Annotated in this window: 14 protein-coding genes and 1 pseudogene; 6 read left to right on the forward strand and 9 right to left on the reverse strand. The window is 71.6% G+C overall.

Features of this window, described 5'->3' with window-relative positions:
- The 8 genes from ispG to GA0070213_RS30750 all read right to left on the reverse strand — a co-directional run.
- On the reverse strand, positions 1-856 hold an 856-nt coding region (ispG, locus tag GA0070213_RS30715; RefSeq protein ID WP_091072701.1), incomplete at its 3' end, for a flavodoxin-dependent (E)-4-hydroxy-3-methylbut-2-enyl-diphosphate synthase.
- 1 nt (position 857) lies between these two features.
- Positions 858-1,829 carry a 4-hydroxy-3-methylbut-2-enyl diphosphate reductase gene (locus GA0070213_RS30720; protein WP_091072657.1) on the reverse strand — a complete coding sequence of 324 codons (972 nt, stop codon included), beginning with the start codon at positions 1,827-1,829 and terminating at the stop codon, positions 858-860.
- Positions 1,830-1,839: 10 nt separating this feature from the next.
- Positions 1,840-3,630 (reverse strand): 1-deoxy-D-xylulose-5-phosphate synthase, encoded by a 1,791-nt coding sequence (locus tag GA0070213_RS30725; protein WP_091072661.1) that lies wholly within the window; start codon positions 3,628-3,630, stop codon positions 1,840-1,842.
- A gap of 19 nt (positions 3,631-3,649) precedes the next feature.
- On the reverse strand, positions 3,650-3,856 hold the full coding sequence (locus tag GA0070213_RS30730) for a ferredoxin (RefSeq protein WP_091072664.1): 207 nt from the start codon (positions 3,854-3,856) through the stop codon (positions 3,650-3,652).
- Complete coding sequence (locus GA0070213_RS30735; RefSeq protein WP_175441566.1) at positions 3,853-5,220, reverse strand: cytochrome P450; 1,368 nt, start codon at positions 5,218-5,220, stop codon at positions 3,853-3,855. The genes GA0070213_RS30730 and GA0070213_RS30735 overlap by 4 nt, the downstream gene beginning before the upstream one ends.
- Positions 5,221-5,262: 42 nt before the next feature.
- Positions 5,263-6,210, reverse strand: a complete 948-nt coding sequence (locus GA0070213_RS30740) for a terpene synthase family protein (protein ID WP_091072671.1) — start codon at positions 6,208-6,210, stop codon at positions 5,263-5,265.
- A complete protein-coding gene (locus GA0070213_RS30745; protein WP_091072676.1) occupies positions 6,200-7,768 on the reverse strand; it encodes a prenyltransferase/squalene oxidase repeat-containing protein in 1,569 nt (522 codons plus the stop codon). The genes GA0070213_RS30740 and GA0070213_RS30745 overlap by 11 nt, the downstream gene beginning before the upstream one ends.
- Complete coding sequence (locus tag GA0070213_RS30750; protein WP_091072679.1) at positions 7,765-8,850, reverse strand: polyprenyl synthetase family protein; 1,086 nt, start codon at positions 8,848-8,850, stop codon at positions 7,765-7,767. Before GA0070213_RS30750 ends, GA0070213_RS30745 begins: the two co-directional genes overlap by 4 nt.
- A gap of 290 nt (positions 8,851-9,140) precedes the next feature.
- Between GA0070213_RS30750 and GA0070213_RS30755 the strand changes: the two genes are divergently transcribed.
- The 6 genes from GA0070213_RS30755 to GA0070213_RS30780 all read left to right on the forward strand — a co-directional run bounded on the left by GA0070213_RS30755 (position 9,141) and on the right by GA0070213_RS30780 (position 15,662).
- Positions 9,141-10,019 (forward strand): bile acid:sodium symporter family protein, encoded by an 879-nt coding sequence (locus GA0070213_RS30755; protein ID WP_245716629.1) that lies wholly within the window; start codon positions 9,141-9,143, stop codon positions 10,017-10,019.
- Between the two features lie 312 nt (positions 10,020-10,331).
- Positions 10,332-11,486 (forward strand): acetylornithine transaminase, encoded by a 1,155-nt coding sequence (locus GA0070213_RS30760; RefSeq protein WP_245716630.1) that lies wholly within the window; start codon positions 10,332-10,334, stop codon positions 11,484-11,486.
- On the forward strand, positions 11,486-12,523 hold the full coding sequence (locus GA0070213_RS30765; protein ID WP_091072685.1) for a zinc-binding dehydrogenase: 1,038 nt from the start codon (positions 11,486-11,488) through the stop codon (positions 12,521-12,523). Before GA0070213_RS30760 ends, GA0070213_RS30765 begins: the two co-directional genes overlap by 1 nt.
- Positions 12,524-12,562: 39 nt before the next feature.
- The gene (locus tag GA0070213_RS30770; RefSeq protein ID WP_091072690.1) at positions 12,563-13,444 is read left to right on the forward strand and encodes an SAM-dependent methyltransferase; all 882 of its coding nucleotides are present in this window, start codon (positions 12,563-12,565) and stop codon (positions 13,442-13,444) included.
- A 12-nt stretch (positions 13,445-13,456) separates the two neighbouring features.
- The gene (locus GA0070213_RS30775; protein ID WP_091072694.1) at positions 13,457-14,536 is read left to right on the forward strand and encodes a polyprenyl synthetase family protein; all 1,080 of its coding nucleotides are present in this window, start codon (positions 13,457-13,459) and stop codon (positions 14,534-14,536) included.
- A 184-nt stretch (positions 14,537-14,720) separates the two neighbouring features.
- Complete coding sequence (locus GA0070213_RS30780) at positions 14,721-15,662, forward strand: hypothetical protein (RefSeq protein WP_139128756.1); 942 nt, start codon at positions 14,721-14,723, stop codon at positions 15,660-15,662.
- Positions 15,663-15,741: 79 nt separating this feature from the next.
- Here the strand turns inward: GA0070213_RS30780 and GA0070213_RS30785 are convergent.
- A pseudogene (locus tag GA0070213_RS30785) lies at positions 15,742-16,214 on the reverse strand (AAA family ATPase); the annotation flags it as partial.

Consider the following 16,214-nt stretch of genomic DNA (forward strand, 5'->3'; position numbering starts at 1 on the left):
GACCGCAGGACGGACAGGACACGATCTCCAGGCCACGCTCGCGCAGACCCAGCGACTCCAGGATCTGGTTACCGACCTTGATCTCCTCCACCGGCGGCGCGGACAGCGACACCCGGATCGTGTCGCCGATCCCCTCGGCCAGCAGCGCCCCGAACGCCACCGCCGACTTGATCGTGCCCTGAAACGCCGGACCCGCCTCCGTCACACCCAGGTGCAACGGATAGTCACACCGCTCGGCGAGCTGCCGGTAGGCGCGGATCATCACCACCGGGTCGTTGTGCTTCACCGAGATCTTGATGTCGCGGAAACCGTGCTCCTCGAACAACGAGCACTCCCACAACGCCGACTCCACCAACGCCTCAGCCGTGGCCCGCCCGTACTTGGCCAACAGCCGCTTGTCCAACGAACCGGCGTTCACCCCGATCCGGATCGGCACCCCCGCATCCCCGGCGGCCCGCGCGATCTCCTTCACCTTGTCGTCGAACTGCCGGATGTTGCCCGGGTTCACCCGCACCGCCGCGCAACCCGCGTCGATCGCGGCGAACACGTACTTCGGCTGGAAATGAATGTCCGCGATCACCGGGATCTGCGACTTACGCGCGATCGCCGGCAACGCCTCCACATCGTCCTGCGACGGCACCGCCACCCGCACGATCTGGCAACCCGACGCGGTCAACTCCGCGATCTGCTGAAGCGTGGCGTTCACATCGGAAGTCAGGGTCGTGGTCATGGACTGCACCGACACCGGCGCACCACCACCGACCGGCACCGAGCCGACCATGATCTGACGACTCGCCCGACGCGAGGCCAACGGCGGCGGCGGTACGGGGGGCATACCGAGACCGACGGCGCCCACCTCAGGAATCCCGTCCGGGAGCGGGACGCAGCGCGGCGCGCAGCTCCTGCGGCAGCGCGAAGACGATGTTCTCGACCGCCGTGGTGACGGGCTCGACGGTGCTGAAGCCCCGCTCACGGAGCCACCCGAGGGCGTCCTCGACCAGCTCGTTCGGCACCGAGGCGCCGGCGGTGAGCCCGACCGTGCGCGCGTCGCCCAGCCACTCCTCGGCGATCTCGTGCGCGAAGTCGACCAGGTACGCCGCACCCGCGCCCGCCTCCAGCGCGACCTCCCGGAGCCGCTGCGAGTTCGACGAGTTGGGCGAGCCGACCACGATGATCACGTCACACGCGGGCGCCATCGCCTTCACCGCCTCCTGACGGTTCTGGGTGGCGTAGCAGATGTCGTCGCTGGGCGGTGACTTCAGCGCGGGAAAGCGGGCACGGAGCCGGCCGACCGTCTGCTGCGTCTCGTCGACCGACAGCGTGGTCTGGGAGAGCCACACCACCCGCTCCGGGTCGCGGACCGTCACCGAGTCCACGTCCTCCGGGGTGTCGACCACCTGGATCTGCGCCGGCGCCTCACCCGCCGTACCGAGGACCTCCTCGTGCCCCTGGTGACCGATGAGCAGGATGTCGTACCCCTCGGCGGCGAACCGGCGCACCTCGTTGTGCACTTTCGTCACCAGGGGACACGTGGCGTCGATGACCCGCAACGAGCGGGCGGCGGCGGAGGTGTGCACGTCCGGGGCGACCCCGTGCGCGGAGAAGATCACCGTCGCGCCCTCGGGCACCTCCTCGTTCTCCTCGACGAAGCGGACCCCCTTCGCCGTCAACGCCTGCACGACGTGTCGGTTGTGGACGATCTCCTTGCGCACGTAGATCGGCGGGCCGTACAACTCCAGCGCCTTCTCCACGGTCTGCACGGCGCGCTCCACCCCCGCGCAGTAACCCCGGGGATTGGCCAGCAGAACCTTCTTCTCTCCGATGTCCATCTGCGCCCCTCTACTGCGTCGTCAGCGAGCCGGTGACCAGGCGGCGAAGTTCGGTGACCAGCGCCCCGGCGGTCAGTCCGACCTCGGCCAGCAACTGCGAGCGCGACGCCACCGCCAGGAAGTCCGGGGGAATGCCGAAGGTCAGGCACGGCGTGTCGATGCCGTTGTCGGAAACGGCCTGCGCGAACGCGGCGCCGACCCCGCTGACCTTGACGTTGTCCTCCACCGTGGCGACCGTCCGGTGCTGCCGGGCGAGTTCGAGCAGTGCGGGATTGACCGGCCGGACCCAGCGGGGGTCGACCACCGTCACCCCGATCCCGTGCCCGGCCAACTGGCGGGCGGTGTCCAGGCAGGTGCCGGCCATCACGCCGACCGCGACCAGCAGCAGGTCCGACCCGGACCCGAAGCGGCCGATGACGTCGACTCCGTCGCGCTCCTCAAGTGTCTCGATGTCCTCCGGGGCGCTTCCCTTCGGGAAGCGGACCACCGTCGGGACGTCCGCGACGGCGACCGCCTCGCGGAGCAGCGCCCGCAGCCGGGACCCGTCCCGGGGGGCGGCGATCCGCAACCCCGGCACGACGTGCAGCACCGACATGTCCCACATGCCGTTGTGGCTGGGGCCGTCGTCGCCGGTGATGCCCGCCCGGTCGAGCACGAACGTCACCCCGGCGCGGTGCAGGGCCACATCCATCAGCACCTGGTCGAAGGCGCGGTTGAGGAACGTGGCGTAGACCGCGACCACCGGGTGCAGGCCCTCCGCCGCCAGGCCGGCGGCGCAGGTGGCGGCGTGCTGTTCGGCGATGCCCACGTCGATGACCCGGTCCGGGAACTTCTCCGCGAACGGCTGCAACCCGACCGGCTGCAACATGGCGGCGGTGATCGCGACCACGTCGGGGCGTTCGGCACCGATCTGGACGAGCTCGTCGCCGAAGAGCGAGGTCCAGCTGGGCGCCGTGGCATTCTTGATCAACTGTCCGGTCACCGAGTCGATCACTCCGATGCCGTGGAAGCAGTCCCGGTCGTCGCTCTCCGCCAGCGGATAACCGCAACCCTTGCGGGTCACGCAGTGCACGACGACGGGCGCCCCGAGCGCCCGCGCCGTGGTCAGCGCCTCCTCCACGGCGGCCGTGTCGTGGCCGTCCACCGGGCCGATGTAGTGCAGGCCGAGCTGCGCGAAGACGCCCGGGTGGGCCGGCGACGGCCCGGCGGCGGGCTCCCGGTGGTCGCGCAGGCTGGACAGGTGGCGGGCGAGGCCGCCGACGGTCGGCGCGTAGGACCGGCCGTTGTCGTTGAGGACGATGACGACCGGACGGTCGGTGGCACTGGCGATGTTGTTGAGCGCCTCCCAGGCCATCCCGCCGGTCAGGGCACCGTCCCCGACCACGGCGACCACGCTGCGGTCCCGCACGCCGAGGATCTGCCGGGCCCGCGCGATGCCGTCGGCGTACGACAGCGCCGTCGAGGCGTGCGAGTTCTCGATCAGGTCGTGGTCGGACTCCGCGCGGCTCGGATACCCGGACAGGCCGCCGCTCTGCCGCAGCCGGGAGAAGTCGTGTCGCCCGGTGAGCAGCTTGTGCACGTACGCCTGGTGCCCGGTGTCCCAGAGGATAGAGTCGTGCGGGGAGTCGAAGACCCGGTGCAGCGCGATCGTCAACTCGACCACCCCGAGGTTCGGCCCCAGGTGGCCGCCGGTGCGGGACACCGACGCCACCAGGAACGCGCGGATCTCCGCGCTCAACGTGGCGAGTTCCGCCGGGTTCAACCTCTTGAGGTCGTGAGGTGTGTGGACTTCTGTCAGCACGGGATCACCCCTTCCTGGCTCATGTGCCCGGCACGGTGATGGCCTTCACCGGGCACCGTTCGGCGGCCTCCAGGACGTACTCCCAGACGTCGGCCCCGGCGTCGGTGGTGCGCAGCGTCACGACCCCGTTCAGGTCCTGGTCGAAGACCTCCGGCGCGTGCATCACGCACTGGCCGGCGCCGACGCAGAGGTCCCGGTCCACCGCCACCTCGTGGGCGGCGCTCATGCCGCCCGCCTCGGCAGGACCATCGACAGGCCGCGAGGCATCAGCGTCACCGTGCCGGTGGGCCTGACCTGGTCGCCGTCCACCGGCCGCAGGTCGCGGTGCAGGGCGATGATCGCCAGCGACGTCATCGCCTCCGCCCACGCGAAGCCCTCCCCGACGCACCGGTGGGCGCCCTCGCCGAACGGCATGTACGCCTCCGGCGTGACGTCGGCGGCCCGCTCGGGAAGCCACCGGTCCGGGTCGAAGGTGTGCGGGTCCCGGAACAGCCGGGGATCGCGGTGCTGCGAGTAGAAGGAGTAGAGCACCGTGCTGCCGCCCGGGATCAGGTGCTGGCCGAGGCGGACGTCCTTCGTCGCCGTGCGGGACAGGAAGTAGGTAGGCGGGTAGAGCCGCAGCGTCTCCTTCACCACCCGGCGGGTCAGCTCCAGCTCGGGCAGCTGCTCGTGCCGGGGTGGCTCGCCGTCGGGCAGGACGCGGTCGACCTCGGCCCGCAAAGATCGGAACACCTCGGGGTGCCGGCCCAGCTCGTGGCAGGCCCAGCTCATGGTCAGCGCCGTCGTCTCCGCCGAGGAGAGCAGGATGCTGATGACCTCGTCCCGCAACTGCCGGTCGGTCATCCCCTTCCCGTCCCCCTCGTCGGTGGCGAGCATCAGCAACGACAGCAGGTCGTCGCCCTGCTGCTCGGTCCGCCGGTAGGAGGCGATGATGCCGTCGATCACCGCGTGCAGCTCGCGCATGGTGGCGCCGAACCGGCGGTTCGCCGGCAGCGGCAGGTGTTCGACGAGGCCGGTCGGGTCCATGGCCCGGAGGCTGACCCCCCGGGTCAGCACCGGCAACGCCCGTTCGATGACGGAGACCGCGGACGCCCCCAGGTCCGTGGAGAAGAGGGCCCGGGTGCCGATCGTCGTGGCCAGCGAGACGAACTCCGGCTTCAACTCGATCGGTCGGTCCTCCGGCCAGGACGAGATGCGCTCCATGGCGATCCGGCGCATCACGTCGCCGTACCCGTGGACGCGCTTGCGGCTGAAGGCCGGCAGCACCAGACGGCGCTGCCGGCGGTGCGCCGGGCCCTCGGCGGTGATGATGCCGTCGCCGGCGACCGCCCGCGCCTTGCGGAAGTGGATGCCGCGCGGGAACAGCGCTGCGTCGTTCACGAGCATCTGGTGCAGGAGGGTGTGGTCGTTGACGAGGTACGCGGTCGACGGGCCGAGACCGACCCGGACCACCGGGCCGTAGCGGCGGGCCTCCTGGAGGAAGTCCAGTCGCCGCCGGAGCAGTTGGAGGCCGTGACCGACGAGGGGCAGCCCGGCCGGGACGCGGGGAGGCCGGGCCTCCCGTCGGGGAGCATGCGTGGTGATGGACACGGACACCTGCCTTTCGCAGTGACCACCGGCACCGGTGGCTGGTCAGCTCTGGCTTCGGTAACGCGCCGAGCGCGCCGGCCAGCGGACGGCGGCCGACATGAACGACTCGTAGTGGTGGAAGTAGCGGCGGACGGCCTCGTCGTCGGGCAGACCGAAACTGCCCGGCTCGGCGCGGATGTGCTGGAAGGTCGCCAGGGCCTGCTCGGCGAGGCGCCGGGCGTACGCGACGGCCCGGTGCTCCGGCCAGTCGTACTCGTGCTCCAGGACGATGACGATGTTCGAGCTGATCCCGTCCCGGCGTTCCGCGTCGAGGGAGTAGAGGTCGTTGGCGATGCAGCCGTAGTCGGCGACCGCGGCGTCGACCAGCCGCACGCACGGGTGCAGTCGGACCGCCTCGGGCAACGCGAGCCGGTCGACGAACCAGTCCAGCTCCACCTGCACGCTCATGGTGCTGAACACCCGGCGCATCAGCAGGTAGGAGGACAGGTCGGGGACGCGCCCGCGGCTGCGCAGGTCCAGCTCCCACAGCGTCGCGGCCAGGTAGTTGCGGATCTCCTGCCGCAACCGGGTGGTGTCGAACTCCGGGTCGATGCGCGCGATGTCGTCGAGGATCCGGGCGAGCAGCCGGACGAGCGGGCCGTGCGCCGGCCCGGCGGCTCGCCCGCCCAGCACCTCCTCGATGGAGTCGTGCTGCGCCCGCACCCGGCTCCGCCAGGCGCCGTCGAAGTCCACCAGGTCGCTCCAGGCGTCGTCGAACAGCACCAGGAAGGCGATCCAGAGCGTGGCCACCTGGAGCCGGTCCTGGTCGGTGTCCGGGAACGTGAGCGCGGCGGCCTCACCGAGCGCGATGCCGTTCAACACCTTGGCGCTGGAGGGGCCGACCAGGCCGATCTCGGCGGCGACCTGCCGGACGTAACCCGCGGCGGCCGCCCCGCCGGGGTGCGACCGGTCGGGGAAGGGACAGGGCACGAGCAGCGTCTCAGTCTCCATGGGCGCTCCCGTCGAGGCGGTGCAGGACCGCGAGGCAGGTGGCCCGCACGATCCGTACCGGGGTGTAGATGTCCTTGCCGATCCAGAGCGCCGGCGTCCGTGGGGTGATCTCCGCCGCGGCCAGCGTCGCGCGGGCCGCGGCCATCCCGGCCCGGATCTCCGCCCGGCGGTCGTCGCGGGTGCTGAGGCTCAGGATCCAGGCGGCGTACGCCGTCTCCTCCGCGGTCCCGGAGCCGTGCCCCCAGCGGTCGCCCTGCCGCGTGCCGAGGATCCAGTCGACGGCCCGTTCCACCGCCGGCCGCGCCTCCGGGCCGCCGTAGCTGGCCAGGGCGTTCGCGCAGGTCGCCGTCGCGTAGTAGGGCGAGCCGTGCCACTTGTCCGCCCAGCTCCCGTCGGCCGCCTGCGCGTCGACGAGCCAGTCCCGGGTGACCCGGGCCGGAGTGGCGTACCGGTCCGCCTCGTCGGGGCGCCGGTCGAGGCGGTGCCCCAGCGCCTCCAGCGCGTGCCCGTTCGCGGTCGGCGAGGGGGTGCGCTCGTCGGGATAGGTGTAGAACCGGGTGCCGTCGTAGTAGCGCAACAGGCTGTCCAGGTCGGGGGAGCGGCCGTGCGCGTCCAGCGCCCACAGGACCGAGGCCGTGTCGTCGGCGTCCACCGGCAGGCCGTCGCCGGCGGCCGCGCCGTCCTCGCCGAGGGCCAGCTCCAGGGCGTCGAGTACGGGCTCCGGCACCCGGCACGGCACCCGGTGGACCTGGAACAGGTTGATGATCCAGGACCGTTCGAAGTGCGGCATCGGAGCGCCGACGGGAAAGAGCCCGTCCGCCCGCGCCTGCACGGCGTCCAGGTAGCGCAACGACGGATGGTCCGCCTCCGGGCGGTTCCGCAGCCAGGCCGCGGTCGCGGCCGGGGAGCAGCCGACGCTGCCGGAGACCGGCGTCACGGCCGGGTCGGCCGACCGGTCCGAACCGATGATCTCCCAGCTGTGCCAGAGCTTCGGGGGCACCGGGTGCCCGGCGGCCGTCGCGCCGCGCAGCCGACGCAGGATCTCCGGCGCCGTGCCCGGTGGGGTGGCGAGCGGGCCACCTGCCGCCACCGGTGCCAGGACCGGGTGGTGGGCCGCCTCGAACCGGTGCAGGTGATCGTTGACGAGGTCGATCAGCCGGGGCACGAGAACCTCGATGGCGACCAGGTCGGGCAGGGCGACCTCGGGCTCGTCGAGCCAACCGCGTAGCGCCCGCGCGCCGGCGGCGGCGGCCCTGGCCACGTCCTCGGTGGGCACCGCCCGGTCCTGGGGCAGGCCACGACCGCAGGCCGTGAGCAGCGCCTCGGTGGCGCTCAGGCTGGTCACCAGGCGGAAGCCCGCCAGACCCCAACCACCGTCGGGGGCCTGTTCGGCCAGGAGGAACCGGAGGCGGGCCGGGTGTCCGTCCAGCCAGGGCGCGTCCGAGACGATCCGGCCGCACTCGTACACCGAGGGGCTGATCAGGGCCCAGTCGTCCGCGGCCGCCTCGTGCAGCAGCATGTCCGCCGCGGTGGTCGTGGCGAGCGGCGCGGCGCTCATGCCGCCCTCACCGTCGCGGCGCGCGCCAGGTCGCGCAGGGCGTCCCGGGCGTCGGGATGGAAGGGAGCGTCGTCGAGGACCGCGAGCCCCTGGCGCAGCCGTTCCTCGATCATCTGCTCGACCTTCGCGGCCGCGCCGGTCGCCACGAGGACGGCGCGGGCCTCCGCCGCGCCCGCCTCGTCGAGGGCCGGGTCGCCGACGAGGGTCGACAGGGTGGCCCGTTGGGCCGGGTCGGCGTCCCGCAGCGCGAGGGCCATCAACACCGTGCCCTTGCCCTCACGCAGGTCGTCCAGGGTGGACTTACCGGTGTGCCGGGCGTCGCCGAAGATGCCGAGGAGATCGTCCCGGAGCTGGAAGGCCTCCCCGATGGGCAGCGCGAAGGCGGTGCAGGCGTCGAGCAGCGACTCGTCGGCGCCGGCCAGCGCGGCGCCGATCTGCAGCGGTCGCTGCACGGTGTACCGGCCACTCTTGTAGCTGGCGATGGTGAGGGCGGTCCCGACGTCCGGCGAGGTGTCGCTGCTGAGCAGGTCATGGTACTGACCGAACATCAGCTCGGAGCGCATCTGGTCGAGCAGCGGCCGGACGGCCCGCAGCTGCGTCGGGGTCATGCCGCTGCGGTGCAGCATCTCGTCGGACCAGACCATGGCCAGGTCGCCGACCAGGATGGCGCTGTCCCGCCCGAAGCGTTCGTTACGTCCCCGGTGGTCGCCGCGGCCCAGGAGCGCGAGCGAGACGTGCAGGCTCGGGTGGCCGCGGCGGACCGCCGCGTTGTCGACGATGTCGTCGTGGATCAGCGCGAAGGCGTGGAAGAGTTCGAGGGAGGCGGCGGCTCGCACCGCCGCGGGATCCCGCGGCGCGCCTCCCGCCGCCTGCCAGCCGCAGAGGCAGAGCAACGGCCGCAGGCGCTTCCCCCCGGCCAGGACGTAGGCGCGCAGCGCCTCGACCACCCCGTCCATGGCGGTGCCCGCCGAGAGCCCCGCCTTCTCGGTGAAGAAGGCGTCCAGCGCGTCGTCGACCGCGCCCCGCAGGTCGGTGCGGAGCGTGCGGGAGTGCGGGCCTATTCCGGCCTCGATGGTCACCATGGGCTCAGCGAATTCCTTCCAGCACGGTTGCGGTCCGCGCCGCGCTTTTCGCGGCCGGCGGACAAATGAGGACGGTGCTGCCGCGGTGCCGCCATTAATCGGCTGTTCCACGCTCCTCGGCCCTGCCGACGCTACCGGCGGCGCTTTCCGCCCGGCAAGGCCGCCGATGTCAACAGCGGAGTCGCGAATGTTGATGCCGGTGGTGCGATCGTAGGCCTTTTCAAGGACTTGGCCATGCGTCAATGTGCGGTGATCGGAGCACGTCCCCGACAATTACGGAGGTCGACGTCTTGACCCTGCCACCGCTCGCCGGGCTGCTGCTGCCCCTCGTCATCGCCGTGCTGATGTTCGGCCTCGGTACGACCCTCACCCGCGGGGACTTCGGCGCCGCGTTGCGGCGGCCACGGGCCCTGATCTGCGGGCTGGCCTGCCAACTGCTGGTCCTGCCGGTGCTCTGCCTCGCCCTGGTCGTCGCGCTGCGACTGCCACCCGAGCTGGCGGTCGGCATGCTGCTGCTCGCGGCCTCGCCCGGCGGCACCACGGCGAGCCTCTTCAGTCACCTGGCCCGTGGCGACGTCGCGCTCAACATCACGATGACGGCCGTGAACACGGTGCTCTCCGTGGTGACCCTGCCGGTGGTCGTCAACCTCGCCCTGGCGTACTTCCTGCCGGCCGAGGCCGGTTCCGCCGGTCTCGGTCCCGCCGAGATCGTCCGCCTGGTGCTGGTCATCCTGGCCCCGGTCGCGGTGGGCATGGCCGTGCGGGCCCGCGACGCCGCACTCGCACGCCGGCTCGAACCCCTGATCCGGGCGTTGTCGGTGGCGTTCCTCGCACTCATCGCCGTCGCCACCGTGCTGCACGAGGGGGCGCAACTCGTCGCCCAACTCGGCCGGGTGGGGGCCGCCGCCATCCTGTTCTGCCTGTCCAGCCTGGCCCTCGGGTACGCCGTCCCGCGCCTGTGCGGCGTCGAGGGGCCGCGTGCCGTGGCGGTCGGCATGGACGTCGGGATCCACAACAGCGCGCTCGCCGTCACCATCGCCCTCGATCCCGGCATGCTCGGCGATCCCGAGATCGCGATCCCGGCCGTCGTCTACGCGGTGATCACCGTGCCCTGCGCGGCGCTGGCCGTCCTGCTGCTGACCCGCCGGCGCCAGCGCGTGCCGGTGTGAGTGGCCCGCCGTGCAACAGATGTGCATGCGCGAGTCGCGAAGGAGGAAAGCGCCGACAACGCGGTGTGCATCGTTGACGGGTAATCGGCGGCGGAGGGTTGCGGCCCATTGTTTGGGTGTGTTCACATGGCTGGTATCGCGACCGGGTCATCGGGGCGCAGCCGTCCGACGGGCGAGCGGAAAGCGATTATCCCGCTAATTGAGCGTGATCGTGCGTGGGTTTTCCTCTGATCGAGAGAAGGCATTCTGATGATGGCTTCTGACGTATTGTCTGCCGAATCTGGACTTCGGCGTCGGTTCGAAGATGCGTTGATGCCCAACTACGGCACCCCGCCCCTGGTCATCTCCCACGGCAGCGGCAGCCGGGTGTGGGACACGCAGGGCCACGCCTACCTGGACCTGATCGCCGGCATCGCCGTCTCGGCGCTCGGGCACGCCCACCCGGCGCTCGTCGAGGCGGTCTGCCGGCAGGTCGGGCGCCTCGCCCACATCTCCAACCTCTACCTGCACGAACCCGAGGTGCTGCTGGCCGAGCGTCTGCTCCACCTGCTCGGCGGCGACGGTCGGGTCTTCTTCGCCAACTCGGGCACCGAGGCCAACGAGGCGGCGTTGAAGTTGGTCCGCCGGCACGCCGGCGCCGGCCGGCCCCACGTCGTCGCGGCCTGGCAGAGCTTCCACGGCCGCTCCATGGGGTCACTCGCCCTGGCCGGCAAGCCCGCGATCCGCGACCCGTTCGCCCCGTTCGGATTCGACGTGCGCTTCGTGCCCTACGGCGACACCGAGGCGCTGGCCCGGGCGGTGACGCCGGAGTGCGCGGGGGTCTTCCTGGAACCCATCCAGGGTGAGGCCGGGATCGTCGAGCCGCCCCCGCACTATCTGCGCGCGGCCCGTGACCGGTGTGACGAGACGGGCGCGGTTCTGGTCCTCGACGAGGTGCAGAGCGGGATCGGCCGGACCGGAGAGTGGTTCCACCATCTCGCCGTCGGAGTCCGTCCGGACGTGGTGACCCTCGCCAAGGGACTCGGCGGCGGGCTTCCCATCGCGGCCTGCGTGGGTTTCGGCACGTTCGGCTCGGTCTTCGCCAAGGGCGACCACGGCTCCACCTTCGGCGCCAACCCGGTCGCCTGCGCCGCCGCGCTGGCCGTGCTGGAGGTCATCGAACGCGACGACCTGCTGGCGAACGCGAGGACGGTCGGCGGGGTGCTGCGCGACGGGATCGCCCGGACCGACCATCCCCTGCTGCGGGGCGTCCGCGGCCGCGGTCTCTGGCTCGGCATCGTGCTCGCGGGACCGTACGGCGCTCGGGTGGAGGAAGCGGCCCGGCAGGCCGGTTTCCTGATCAACGCCGTCCAGCCGGACGTGGTGCGGCTGTCGCCTCCGCTGGTGCTCACCGTCGAGGAGGCCCGGGCCTTCCTGGACGCGCTGCCGGGAATCCTCACCACCGCGCTCGACGCGGAGGTGCGCTGATGCGCGCGGTGACCATCCACGGGCCGAAGGACATCCGGGTCGAGCAGGTGCCCGACGCCGCGATCCGGCACCCGACCGACGCCGTCGTCCGGGTCACCCACTCCTGCGTCTGTGGCAGCGACCTGTGGGCGTACCGCGGCCGGGTCCCGCGTCAGCCGGGCCAGCGGATCGGCCACGAGTTCGTCGGGGTGGTGGAGGACGTCGGCGCGGACGTGCGCACCCTGCGGCGGGGGGACCGCGTCGTCGCCCCGTTCGTCTGGTCCGAGGGGACCTGCGCCTACTGCGTCGCCGGCCTGCCCACCTCGTGCCCGAGCAAGGGCTTCTGGGGCGATCCGGGCGCCGACGGCGCCCAGGGCGAGGCGGTGACCGCGCCGTATGCCGACGCCACCCTGGTCGCGCTGCCCGCCGACGTCGACGAGGACCGGATGCCGGCCGTGCTGGCCCTCTCCGACGTCATGTGCACCGGGCACCACGGGGCGCGTGGCGCCGGCGTGGGACCCGGTTCCGACGTGGCAGTGGTCGGTGACGGGGCGGTCGGCCTCTGTGCGGTGCTGGCTGCCCGGCGGCTCGGCGCGGCCCGGATCGCCGTCTTCGGGCACCACCGGAGCCGGGCGGCGGTCGCCCGCCGGTTCGGCGCGGACATCGTGGTCCTCGCGGACGCCGGCTCGGTGGCGGCGCACGCCCTGGAACTGACCGAGGGAAAGGGGTTCACCAGCGTCGTCGAGGCGGTGGGCACCGCCGACGCCATGGCGGCCGCGACGGCGGTGGCGGCCCCGGGCGGGCGGATCGGTTTCGTCGGTGTGCCGCACGGCAGCCAGGACGGCATCGACCTGCGGGCGATGTTCGACCGCAACCTCACCCTGGCCGGTGGCATCACCCCGGCTCGCACCTACATCCCGCACCTGCTGGCCGACGTGCTGTCCGGAGCGCTGGACCCGGCTCCGATCTTCGATCTCACCATCGGGCTCACCGACGCGCCCGACGGTTACGCGGCCATGGACGAACGCCGCGCCCTCAAGACGCTCATCCGCATCTGAAGCGGACGGACCGGAACGTTCAGAAACGAGGAGACTTCAATGTCGATCGATCTCGGCACCAAGGACGAGGTTGTCCGCAACCACTACGAGCAGGACCTCAACGACCACTGGGAGGAGAAGCAGAGCGACCCGATCAACCTCCTGCTGGGCGCGATGGACGGGCTGTACCACCACCACTACGCGGTGGGTGACTTCAACCGGAAGCTGCTGCAGGCGCCGCCGGACGAGCGCGAGCGGCTGATCCTGCGGGAGATGCACCGCATGGAGAACGAGCAGGTCGAGCTGATCCTGGACGCCCTCGACGGCCTGCCGCCGGACGCCCGGGTGATGGACGCCGGCTCCGGTCGCGGCGGGACCAGCTTCATGGTGCACGAGCGGTACGGCTGCCAGGTCGACGGGGTCAACTTCTGCACCCACCACATCGAGTTCGCCGAGCGGCTCGCCGAGCAGCGCAAGTGCGCCGACAAGGTCAACTTCCACTACGCCAACATGGCCAAGACGCCCTTCGAGAGCGGCTCCTTCGACGCCATCGTCAGCAACGAGACCACCATGTACGTCGACCTGAACGAGGCGTTCGCAGAGTTCTCCCGGCTGCTGCGCCCCGGTGGGCGGTACGTCCTGGTGACGTGGTGCCAGAACGACGCGGTGGCCGACAAGTCGGACGACGTCGCCGCCATCGACGAGCACTACGTCTGCCACATCCACAAGCGGAGCGCCTACCTGAAGGCGCTGTCGGACAACGGGCTCGTGCCCTCCCGGGTCCTGGACCTCACCGCCGAGGCGATCCCGTACTGGGAGCTGCGTGAGAACAGCGCGCTGAAGACCGGTGTCGAGGTGCCCTTCCTCGCCGGCTACCGGACGAACTCCCTCAACTACGTGGTCATCGCCGCTGAACGGGTCGTCGAACCCACCGACCACTGACCGGAGGTCCCGATGAGTTTGGTCCAGCAGAGTCGTCCGGTACGCGAGGACGCGCGACTCGACGAGGCTCGCCACTCGGTCGAGAGCACCCTGCGCGACATCGTCGACGGGTTGCACCCGGACCTGTCCCGACTGTGCGGCTACCACTTCGGATGGTCCGACGCCGGCGGCACCCCGACCGGTGACGGCGCCGGCAAGCTGCTCCGCGCCACGCTGACCCTGATGTCGGCGGGCGCGGTCGGCGCCGAGCCGGCGACGGCGATCCCGGGCGCCGTGGCGGTGGAGATGATCCACAACTTCTCACTGCTGCACGACGACATCATGGACGCCGACGCGCTCCGCCGGGGGCGGCCGGCGGCCTGGGTGGTGTACGGGACCGGCATGACCACCCTCGCCGGCGACGCGCTCATCGCGACCGCCTTCCGTGCCCTACGGTCGCTGAACTCCCGCCCGGGACTGGACTCGGCGGACCTGTTGCTGGCGGCGCTCCACCAGATGATCGACGGGCAGGCGGCGGACCTCGCCCTGGAACAGGTGCCCGTACGGGAGGTCGACGTCCCGCACTACCTGCGGGCGTGCGCCAAGACGACGGCGTTGCTGGAGACCGCGACGGCGATCGGCGCGGTCCTGGGTGGGGCACGGACGGCGACGGTGGACGCCCTGCGCGAGGCGGGCCGACACCTCGGACTGTCCTGGCAGGTCGCCAACGACGTGGAGGACATCTGGGGGGACCCGGCGCTGACCGGCAAGCCGGCCCGCAGCGATCTGGGCCGGGCGAAGAAGACGATCCCGGTGATCCTGGCGTTGCGGGCGGGCAACCCCGCGGCCGCCGAGCTGGCGGTACTGCTCGATCAACCGGAGCCGACGGACGACCAGGTGCAGGCGCAGGCGGATCTGATCGAGCGTGCCGGTGGCCGGGAGCAGGCCGAGGCGTTGTCCGGACGGTATCTGGAGGTGGCGCTCGGCAAGCTCGGCGAGGCGGACGTGCCGGAGGTCGAACGAGACCGGCTGATCGGGCTCTTCCGTCTCGTGGCCGGCCACCATCCGGCGCCGGCGGGGGGCGACGACCGGGCATCCGCCCGCGTCGTCTGAACTGGTGGTGGTATCGCGATATCATGGCGGCAGGCAGAGCGCCTGCCCGCGCCCGATGTGACAGCCCACGCCTGAGCACATGCCGGGGCCAAGAGTCTCCGACTCCGCGCGGTCGTGTCGAGCTTCCGGCGTGCCTGCCACGCCGCCCGTTCGGTGGAGGGCGTGGGACTGCACCGGAGGCGTCATGTCTGATCAGAACCCGCGGAGCACCCCACGCCCGGGGCGCGCCCGCAAGCGGGCCATCCGGGAACAGGCCGCGCGGACCGGAGTCCCCTATTCGGTGGCCGCCCGGCAGCTCGAGGCGGTCGGTCTCCAGCCCGGCGAGACCCTCTCCAGCTACGGACGCACGATCTATCCGACGGGCTTCGACTCCCATCGCCAACTGCTCATCGAACGCCGCGAACGGCGGTCCTTCGAGGAGCGGGTGGCGGACACCCGGCGGGCCGGGGCGCTGCCCGACGGCCGGGCCCAGCACCTCGTCGAGCGGTTTCCACCCACCCGGGGGCCGAAGGGCACCGGGGTGGGCCCGCTCTACCACGGTGAGGGGCGCCAGGAGCTGCTCGCGATGTTGTTCATCGTCGTCGCGGCCGAGTCGCCCGGGTTGCTGCCCGAGGTGGGTGACCTGGCGTGGATCTCCGAGATGGGTGAGGAGACCGCGCTCGACATGGCCTGTGCCGAGCTGGACCGGGAGGCCCGCCGGCTGCTCGACCGCGAGCCGGCGGTGTTGTGGCCGGCGATCGAGAAGGCGCTGGCCGCCGCCGAGCACAGCGCCGACTGGCAGATCCGCCAGGAGGCGATCCGGCACACCGCGCTCTTCCGCACCATGGTGACCCCGCGTGAGGGCTACGCGGGGGAGCCGTACGTGGAGGGTCTGCCGATCGCGGGTGTCCGGCAGATCCTGGACGCGCTGCTCATCGTCGCCGACGACGGTCACGCCCCGGGCACCCGGGTGCGTCTGCTCCGCGACTCCCACCAGGGGCGGACGGCCACGATCCTGGGCGCGGTGTGGGGCCCGTCGGGCCCGCCGGTGGGTTACGACGTCTGGGTCGACGAGACGAAGACGGCGCTGTCGGCGCGCCCCGACGAACTTGTCGTGCTGGCCGACCAGGAGTCGTTGCCGCGCTGAGCCGGATCACGCCGGCGGGAGTGCCGGGGCGTACGCAGGGGGCCGACCCGAACGGGTCGGCCCCCTGCCGCGTCGTCGGTCAGGCGGCGCTGTTGCCGTTGTCGACGGTCAGCTCGACCGGCACGGCGTCCGGCACGGTCGCCGGCCGGTCCGCACCCCGGAAGACGAGTTTGGACTTGTCGATGTTTTCCGGGTCGCCTTCGCAGTCGACGACGACGATCTGGCCGGGGGTCAGTTCGTTGAACAGGATCCGCTCGGACAGGTTGTCCTCGATGTCACGCTGGATCGTGCGTCGCAGCGGACGGGCGCCGAGCACCGGGTCGAAGCCCTTCTTCGCCAGGTACTTCTTGGCGTTGTCGGTCAACTCCAGACCCATGTCCTTGTTGCGCAGCTGACCCTCGATCCGCTGGATCATGATGTCCACGATCTGCAGGATCTCGTTCTCCCGCAGCTGGTGGAACACGATCGTGTCATCGATACGGTTGAGGAACTCGGGCCGGAAGTGCTGCTTGAGCTCGTCGTTGACCTTCTGCTTCATCCGGTCGTAGTTCG

Source organism: Micromonospora humi (assembly GCF_900090105.1).
Lineage (GTDB): Bacteria > Actinomycetota > Actinomycetes > Mycobacteriales > Micromonosporaceae > Micromonospora > Micromonospora humi.